This window comes from Pseudomonas sp. SDO5532_S415, from assembly GCF_054071155.1.
The window spans coordinates 1-7593 of the sequence record NZ_JBSVWS010000221.1; the positions used below are offsets into that span (position 1 = coordinate 1).

7 protein-coding genes and 2 pseudogenes are annotated in these 7593 nt (G+C 59.2%); 7 read left to right on the plus strand and 2 right to left on the minus strand.

Translation table 11 applies throughout. The annotated features are described in order from the left end of the window. Positions 1-175 precede the first annotated feature (175 nt). Positions 176-259 (plus strand): annotated as a pseudogene (locus ACW9HW_RS27430) (outer membrane lipoprotein carrier protein LolA); the annotation flags it as partial. Positions 260-267: 8 nt separating this feature from the next. On the opposite strand, the gene ACW9HW_RS27435 reads toward ACW9HW_RS27430, so the two are convergent. Both ACW9HW_RS27435 and ACW9HW_RS27440 read right to left on the minus strand, forming a co-directional pair. After that, complete coding sequence (locus ACW9HW_RS27435) at positions 268-1404, minus strand: catalase family protein (protein ID WP_457402435.1); 1137 nt, start codon at positions 1402-1404, stop codon at positions 268-270. Between the two features lie 16 nt (positions 1405-1420). After that, complete coding sequence (locus tag ACW9HW_RS27440; RefSeq protein WP_457402437.1) at positions 1421-3223, minus strand: di-heme-cytochrome C peroxidase; 1803 nt, start codon at positions 3221-3223, stop codon at positions 1421-1423. A gap of 269 nt (positions 3224-3492) precedes the next feature. On the opposite strand from ACW9HW_RS27440, the gene ACW9HW_RS27445 reads away from it, so the two are divergent. The 6 genes and pseudogenes from ACW9HW_RS27445 to ACW9HW_RS27470 form a co-directional block, all read left to right on the plus strand. Then, positions 3493-4206, plus strand: coding sequence for an FKBP-type peptidyl-prolyl cis-trans isomerase (locus tag ACW9HW_RS27445; RefSeq protein WP_095195604.1), 714 nt, complete (start codon positions 3493-3495; stop codon positions 4204-4206). 291 nt (positions 4207-4497) lie between these two features. Further along, positions 4498-4953, plus strand: coding sequence for a YkvA family protein (locus ACW9HW_RS27450; RefSeq protein ID WP_095195603.1), 456 nt, complete (start codon positions 4498-4500; stop codon positions 4951-4953). Between the two features lie 114 nt (positions 4954-5067). Then, complete coding sequence (locus tag ACW9HW_RS27455; RefSeq protein ID WP_457402440.1) at positions 5068-5409, plus strand: helix-turn-helix domain-containing protein; 342 nt, start codon at positions 5068-5070, stop codon at positions 5407-5409. After that, on the plus strand, positions 5406-5777 hold the full coding sequence (locus tag ACW9HW_RS27460) for a hypothetical protein (protein ID WP_003223109.1): 372 nt from the start codon (positions 5406-5408) through the stop codon (positions 5775-5777). Before ACW9HW_RS27455 ends, ACW9HW_RS27460 begins: the two co-directional genes overlap by 4 nt. Then, a complete protein-coding gene (locus ACW9HW_RS27465; protein WP_457402442.1) occupies positions 5778-6185 on the plus strand; it encodes a sel1 repeat family protein in 408 nt (135 codons plus the stop codon). It abuts the gene before it with no gap. Between the two features lie 219 nt (positions 6186-6404). Beyond that, positions 6405-7593, plus strand: a pseudogene (locus tag ACW9HW_RS27470) (type IV secretion protein Rhs); the annotation flags it as partial.

The following is a 7593-nucleotide window of genomic DNA, read 5'->3' on the forward strand; positions in this document are numbered from 1 at the left end:
ACCGGCCTGTCACGCCGGGGGTCGCGGGTTCGAGTCCCGTCCGCTGCGCCATATTCGGTAACCTGGAACACTGAACGCCAGGTCACCACACAGAAAGCCCGCTTGATGCGGGCTTTTTGCTGTCTGGTGTTTGGCTTTTCCCGTCGCGTTTTCTGTAGGAGCGAGCCTGCTCGCGATGGTCGTCAACGATAACGCGGGAAATCTGACGCCCCGTGGTGCTCTCGGGTTTTTCGCGAGCAGGCTCGCTCCTACAGTGTGGATATCGAATTATTGCCCGGCATTGCGGGCATGTCGGTAATCGCTGACGGCCTCGTAGACAGCTTTGCGCAAGCGGTTGATGCCGCCAATGGGGCGATGGGCCTCAAGGCCGAACCAGGGATTGAAGGATTGGTTATCGCATTGCAGGTTCAGCGCAGGCGTGTCGAAGTCCTGGGCTGGCACTTTAATCCGCGCTACGGTCTGGAAGGGTGAATCGCTCTCGCGCCACTCAATGCTGGTGTCTTCGATCGGCATGTACTTGTTTGCGTCCTGACGCTGAATCTGCAGGACGAAGCACGCGGGCACCCGGTCTGTGGATAACTGCTGGTTCAGCGCGCTGCGCAGGAAGTTCGGCAGCTTCTGATTTTGTGCTGGCAAGCTGTAGTCCGGACAGCTTTCAGGGTCGGGCATCACACGAAACTTGGCATTGGCCTCACCGTATTTGTAGGGTGAAACCGAAAAATAGGTCGTCTGGGTCGGGCTGGGTGGGGCAGGGGACAGCGTCGCCAGGGCGATAAACAGATGACGCACCTGCCAGGTGCGCGGGTCCCAGCCTGGAAAAAACGCCATCATTTTTTTGCCGTCTGCCTGAGCAGCGACATTCTGACGATACTCGGCGACATCGCTGACAAAGAAATTCGGATGGCTGAACATCACGAAGTCCTGTTCGCCTCGTGGCTGCTGACTGCTCAGCAGTTGTTTGCCCGGCACCTCGTGCAGTTTGATGGCCATGCCCCGGGCATCGCGGATGCTGTCGAACTGCGGGTAGGCGTTGCCATTGGACAGGCGCATGGTCGCCTTCCAGCTCTTGCCGGGTTCGCTGAACACACCCTGGCGCAGGTCACTGGCCAGATCCGGCAACACCTGGACTTCAGCCTCCACGCAGCCGTGAGCCTTGGCGTGGGCATCGCGCAGATAGCGAGTGCTTTCGCGGTGTTGATCGACGATGCGCACGGCGGTCTGGATGATGTCCTGAGTCATCGCCGCTTCGCCGTCCGGGATCAGTTCCTGCGCCGATACCGGCCCGCGGTGTTGCCAGGCAAACCACGCCGTGGCCAGCGCCCAGCCAAGCAGCCCAAGCCCCAACAGCCAGAGCAGCGTCTTGCCGAGAAACGCGCCCAAGCGCAGCCAGAGAGTCTTCAGCATGGGGAGTTCCTTTTGATCATGGCAATTGCGACTCCAGCGGGCCGCCCAGCACTTTCAGGTACTCCATCAGCGCCCAGCGCTCTTGCGGTTGCAGCAGACGGCCAATTACACCGTTGCCGAGCTTGCCGGAGCGGAATTCATGACCACTGTTGTGGTTGCCGGTAATGCGCGTGTCGAACAGGAAACCATTGGTGAAGGCTTCGGTGCGATAGCCCAGGTGTTTCGGGTCGTACTCGAACGTGCCTTTGTAAAAGGTCGTTGCGCGTTCATCCTGCGGCGAGAGCAGTTGATAAATGCTCGGCACCGAGCCGTTGTGCAGAAACGGCGCGGTCGCCCACACGCCTGCCAACGGGCGAGCCTTATAGGACCGTAGTTCACGTACGCCGATAGGCAGGCCGAAGCCGTCCATTTGCGGTCGTTCGGCCGGGGTGATACCGGCGTCGCGATAAGCGCGGTTTTCAACGAAAGCGGTGACATAGGCCAACCCCTTGGCCACCGACATCTGGCTCAGATCAAGGGGCTCGGTGGGCTTGGGTTCGACGTCCAGTTGCTCCAGCTCCTTCTGGTTCCATTGCAGCGCCGTGAGGTCGAAGCGGTGGTCGGCGATGTTGTTGGCAGCGCCAGGGTCGGTGCCGATGAATTCCACCGCAAGCATTTTCAAGTGCTGCACGTATCGCCCTTCGCCCTGGGTGACCCGGGGTACGTGGCAGCCGGCGCAGTTTTCGCTGAACAGGGCACGACCTTTGGCGGCCAGGGGTTTATCGATTGTCCCCAGCAACGCTTCCGGCCAGGCGGGTGGTTCCAGCCGTTGCAGGGTTTCTTCGATCAAATGCAAATCGCGCACGCGAACGCTGGAGGGGTAACGGTCATCCCCCATCAATGGCTGCCGGTTGTTGTCGAAGAAGTTGAGCGTGGCACCTACGCCCAGGGCTTCACCGATATTGCGCGCCATGGGCTGCTGCGCCGAGCCATTCCATTGCACCCAGTCGAAGGTCCACATGTCCCACAGTTGCGGATAGTCGACAGGGGCGTTGGCCACCCGATAGTTGGCGGGGGAAATCGCATCGCCGAAGCTGGCGTTGGCGATGCGCCCGAAGGCGTCGGTGCGTCCCGGACCTTCTTCGGTCGGGTAGAGCCCGCGATGGGTGTCGTTCCACGCTACTTTCAGGAAGGTATCGAGGGACTTCTTGAACTCTTTGCGCAGTTGTTCGTGCCCCGTCTCATAGTCGGTACCCAGGACCTTGCGTGCGAAATTTTCGAACTTCCACGGGTTGTAGTAAGTCGCGAACAGGCTCGCCACCAGTGCTTGTCCGAAACTGCCACCTTTCAATGTGGGAACACTGGAGGGCAAAACATGCTGCGCCGATCCGCCGTCGATACGCACGGCCTGACCGTTGAAGCGCAGTTCGCCGGTGTGGCAGGCAGCGCAGGTAATATCCAGAAACGTATCCGTGCTGCCGGGATTCTGATGCCGGGCGAAGCCCACCGGCAGCTTGTCGGGGTTGGCCGGTGTGGGTTTCTGGTCGGGGTCGATCAGGAAACCGAAGCGCGCGAGGTATTCGGGGGCGGCGAAGCGCTGTTTTGAGAAGGGCAGTTCGAGAGCGTTGAACCACTCGTAACGCAGACCTTTGACCTGGGTGCCCTGGGGTGTGAAGTAATAGGCCTCGCGGTCGGCGACGCTCCATTGCTCCAGGTAGTGCACCTTCTGCGCGGGCGTCCAGAGCGGTAGTTTCGGATTGACGACGTAGTACAAGACGACGGCCAAGCCTACTAACAACAGGACCACGATCAGAGCCAGCAAGCGGAATAAGAGGCGCAAGATAAACTTCCTTGTCGATTTGTTCTTCCGTTATGCCTGAGCGCCAGGTGCGCGGCAAGTGGCCATTACGCCAGATGTGGTGGGAGGCGGAATTTGCTTGTGTGGGAACCAGATGACAGAAGTTTCATCATCTACACTCCGAAAAGCGTTTAAACACCTGAACTTATCAGAAATCTCCGGCTCTCATGCCGGTAGCCATTGGTCGTGGCCGCCTGATAAGCTCGCGGCTTTACTCGATTGCCCTTTAGGCGCATGAACAAGGAAATAGCATGAAACAGCATCGGTTGGCGGCGGCGGTGGCCCTGGTAAGCCTGGTACTCGCGGGTTGCGACTCGCAGACCAGCGTAGAGCTGAAAACCCCGGCGCAAAAAGCTTCCTACGGGATTGGCCTGAACATGGGCAAGAGCCTGGCTCAGGAAGGCATGGATGACCTGGATTCCAAAGCCGTAGCCCAAGGCATCGAAGATGCCATCGGCAAGAAAGAACAGAAACTCAAGGACGAAGAGTTGGTTGAAGCCTTCGCTGCACTGCAAAAGCGTGCCGAAGAGCGTATGGCCAAGATGAGCGAAGAGTCGGCAGCCGCCGGCAAGAAGTTCCTTGAAGAAAACGCCAAGAAAGCTGGCGTCGTGACGACCGCTTCGGGCTTGCAGTACGAAGTGGAAAAGAAAGCCGATGGCGCTCAGCCAAAGCCGACTGACGTAGTGACCGTTCACTACACCGGCAAGCTGACCAATGGCACCGTTTTCGACAGTTCCGTCGAGCGCGGCAGCCCGATCGATCTGCCGGTCAGCGGCGTGATTCCAGGTTGGGTCGAAGGCCTGCAACTGATGCACGTTGGCGAGAAGTACAAACTGTACATTCCTAGCGAACTGGCTTACGGCGCGCAAAGCCCAAGCCCGGCGATCCCTGCCAACTCGGTACTGGTCTTCGACCTGGAACTGCTGGCAATCAAGGATCCAGCCAAAGAAGACGCTGCCAAGTAATCCGCGTCTGCTTTGAAAACAACGCCCCGTTATGCGGGGCGTTGTTGCATCTGGTGTCCGGCACGGGTACACAAAGCGAACCGATGCTGTAGGCTGGAGTCATAGCCTGTGTAGGGCCGGCGGTATCTGCGTCAGACCGCCAAGTCAATGAATTATTGGGTTTTTTTCGATGAGTAAAAAACGCCCGATCTAAGCTCAGCCCTTGTACAGCGGGGCTTTCAGCCGTGAAAAGCAGCTCTGTTCACAAGGTTATCCACAATTTGTGTGGATAACATTTCCGTGGGAGTCATCATGAAAACACCCTGGAATTTTGCTCGTTTCCTGCCGCTCGCCGGACGTCTGCTCGCACGTGGGCGGTTACCGACCTTGTTGTTTGCGGTGGCCAGTAAAGGTGCCAGTCAGGGCAATCGGCTGGGCAAACTTAAAGACGATCTGCGCCTGCTGCAGGCACTTTGCCTGGCGTACTGGCGCGGTGAGTATCGCGCCATCAGTCCCAAGGCCGTGATATCGGTGGTGGCAGGGCTGATGTACTTTCTCAGCCCGCTGGATGCGATCCCGGATTTCCTTCCCATGTTCGGCATGCTCGATGACATCGCGGTGCTGGGTTGGCTGATGAAAGTTCTCGACGATGAACTCAATGCCTTCCGCGCCTGGCGCAAACGTCAGGCGCCGGAAAAGCTCGCGGTGGTTGAGCGCCTGCCTGATACCCCTGAGCAACTTCAACTTCAGGGGCCGAAAAAACGCTGAGTCAATCAAGTCTCATCCACAGATAGATCCCCCCCGCGACCTTAGCCGCTGTTAGGATTACACTTCTAGGGAAAAGTGCCGACTCGCTAAGTGTTGTTGTCCTACGGGGTAGTCATGGATATTCAGATAATTACACGCGAAGGCGAACCAGAATATGCGGTTCTGCCGTGGGCTCAGTATCAGGCTCTACTGAAAGCAGCAGGCATCAACGAAGCACCGTCGCAGGCGGCCCCGGCGCCGCTGGCGACAACCCAGGACCCGATTCTTCCAGGTCTTGATCAACTACGCGGTTTGCGCGAAGGGAAGGGCATCGCCATCGAGGCGCTCGCCCGCACGGTAGGCATCAGCCCGTCTTATCTGGCCATGATCGAAAGTGGCGAGCGTCAGCCCGACGCTGCGATTCGCCGCAGTCTGGCCTGGGAGTTGACGGTGCCAGGGTGGAGGGATGAATCGTGAGCGTACGCATCAGTCGTCAACATTGGGACGGACTGCTGGGCGAGCTGGATCAGGCGCGCCGTCAGCGTCATCTCCTGACTTATCGGGCGTTGTTGGAGCGTTTGCAGCTTCCCACGCCCGCCATGCAAACCCTGACCGCCGCGCTTGAACATCTGGCGGCGCTGGATGCCAAGGCCGAGCAGCCCTTGCGCAGTTCGCTGGTGATCAGCCAGGGGGCCAGCCGTTTGCCGCGCACCGGTTTCTTTGAGTGTGTCGAGCGTCTCGGGCGATTTTCCGGGCCGTCCGACGGCGTTGCCGCTGCGTCCTGGCATGCCTCGGAAGTGGTGCGGGTGTTCGAATACGAGTACCCCGAATCGGCGGAGGCTTGAGTGTTTTTACGACTCAAGGCGCGGGCCAGTTACTGGCTGGCGCGCAGGCTGTTTCATTGGCAATGGTTTGTGCGTCAACCCCGTGGCTGGAGCTGGCTTGAAGGTCAGTTCGCCCGTATGGCGAACCTGGGCGATGTCGGTGCCCAGAGCTTCTATGGCCACATCCTGACCTTTAGGGGCGTCGGTCTGGGGGCACGTGAAGAGGGTGTCCGCCTGCTGCGTCTGGCGGCGCTGGCCGGTGATGGCAAAGCGGCTTATCAGGTGGGTGTGATCAGCCTCGCCGGGAGCGCGAGCAAGGCGCCGGATCCGGCTGAAGCGGCGCGGTTCTGGGGGATTGCCGCGAAGGCCGGGCATCCTCTGGCGCAGATCAAACTCCAGGAACTGGCTTCACGCAATTCCACGAAGTAACCGATTTTTCTGACAGAGCCAAGTGGCGCAGGAGGAGACTTCTGCGCCATTTTTTATGGGTGAAGAGGTTTTAGCGAAACGCCCTACATCAACATCATCCTTGCCTGACTTCTTTCCCCGCTGATCCCCCGCACAGTCCCTCGCGCCTTACTTCCTGTGCGAGAGATTGTTCATGTTCGACCCGGTTCTTCACTCGGCTTTTTGCCTGTCGGTGGGCTGATGGATCACATCGCCCGGATCGAGCAGGAGCTCGAGCACTTTCCGAACACGCTGGCGCTTTACCGCCAACAGCTCTCGCGCTGGCTCAGCCAGAGCGCTGACCGGCTCAGCCATGTCGCGGACATGCCCTCACTGTTTGGCATGGAGCGGGTGATCAAGTTTGGCAATTCCACCACTGTGGTCAGCAGCGGTGACGACGACTTTATCTCGACGGTTACGCAGTGTTCGAAAGGCGGACCACTGCAGATCGAGAGCAAGTTCGAGTCGGTGTCTGACGTGCCGCTGGGGAAGATTCAGGTCGATGTGATTGCACTGAGCAGCGGCAAATCGACGCCGATCACTCTCGATGAAAACGGCAAGGGGCAGTTCAGTTGCTTATCCGGTGAGTCTTACCGCTTGCGGGTGCAAAACGAGGTTACGCCGGAGCAGCTGGATGAGCTTTTCCGATCCTACGACGGGCTGACGCAGGCGCTGGAAACCTGGCTGCGCAGCGAGTGGAGTGCCTTCAAACCGCAGTGGTCGCAGTCGACTTTGCTGACCGTGGGCAACGGGATGTTGGCCGGTAGTTGGGCGGCCATCGAGGGGGTGTGGGACGGCATCCAGCTGCTGTCGGACATTTTGCAGGATCCTGGCCAGTTTGCTGATCGACTCGGCCACGGTGTCGAGCAACTGAAGAAACTGGCGCAAGACACGCCGCAAGCGATGGCAAACCTGCAACTGCTGGCCAGTGACGAGGCAGTGCTGTGTCTGCTGTTGCGTGCTGCCAGCCTCTGGCTGGAAATGCTGCCACCCAGCGTGATCGCCGGTGAAATCGCCAAGGCCGTGTCGACGCGGATGGTGGAGTTGCTGATCGACATCCTGATCGCCATCGTCCTGACCTGCGCTACGGCTGGGGGCGGGATTGCCTACCTGAAAATGCGTCTGGCCCGACGCGGCGCGCAATTGATCAACGCGGTAATGCGGCTCGTCGAGGCGCTGTTCTCGATCCTCAATACCTTCATGGGTTTTGTGGAGCACTACAAAAAAATCGCCGCCCGGGGTGTCACAGCGGGGCTGAAAAAAGGCCGGATGCAGCTGCGCTGGAAGGCGCGCAACAACACTAGGGTAAAAAAAGACGAAGCCCACGACGATGCTTCGAAACAAGCGAAAAACCCCAACGGCGACAGCGCCGATACCGCCGCCCACACCG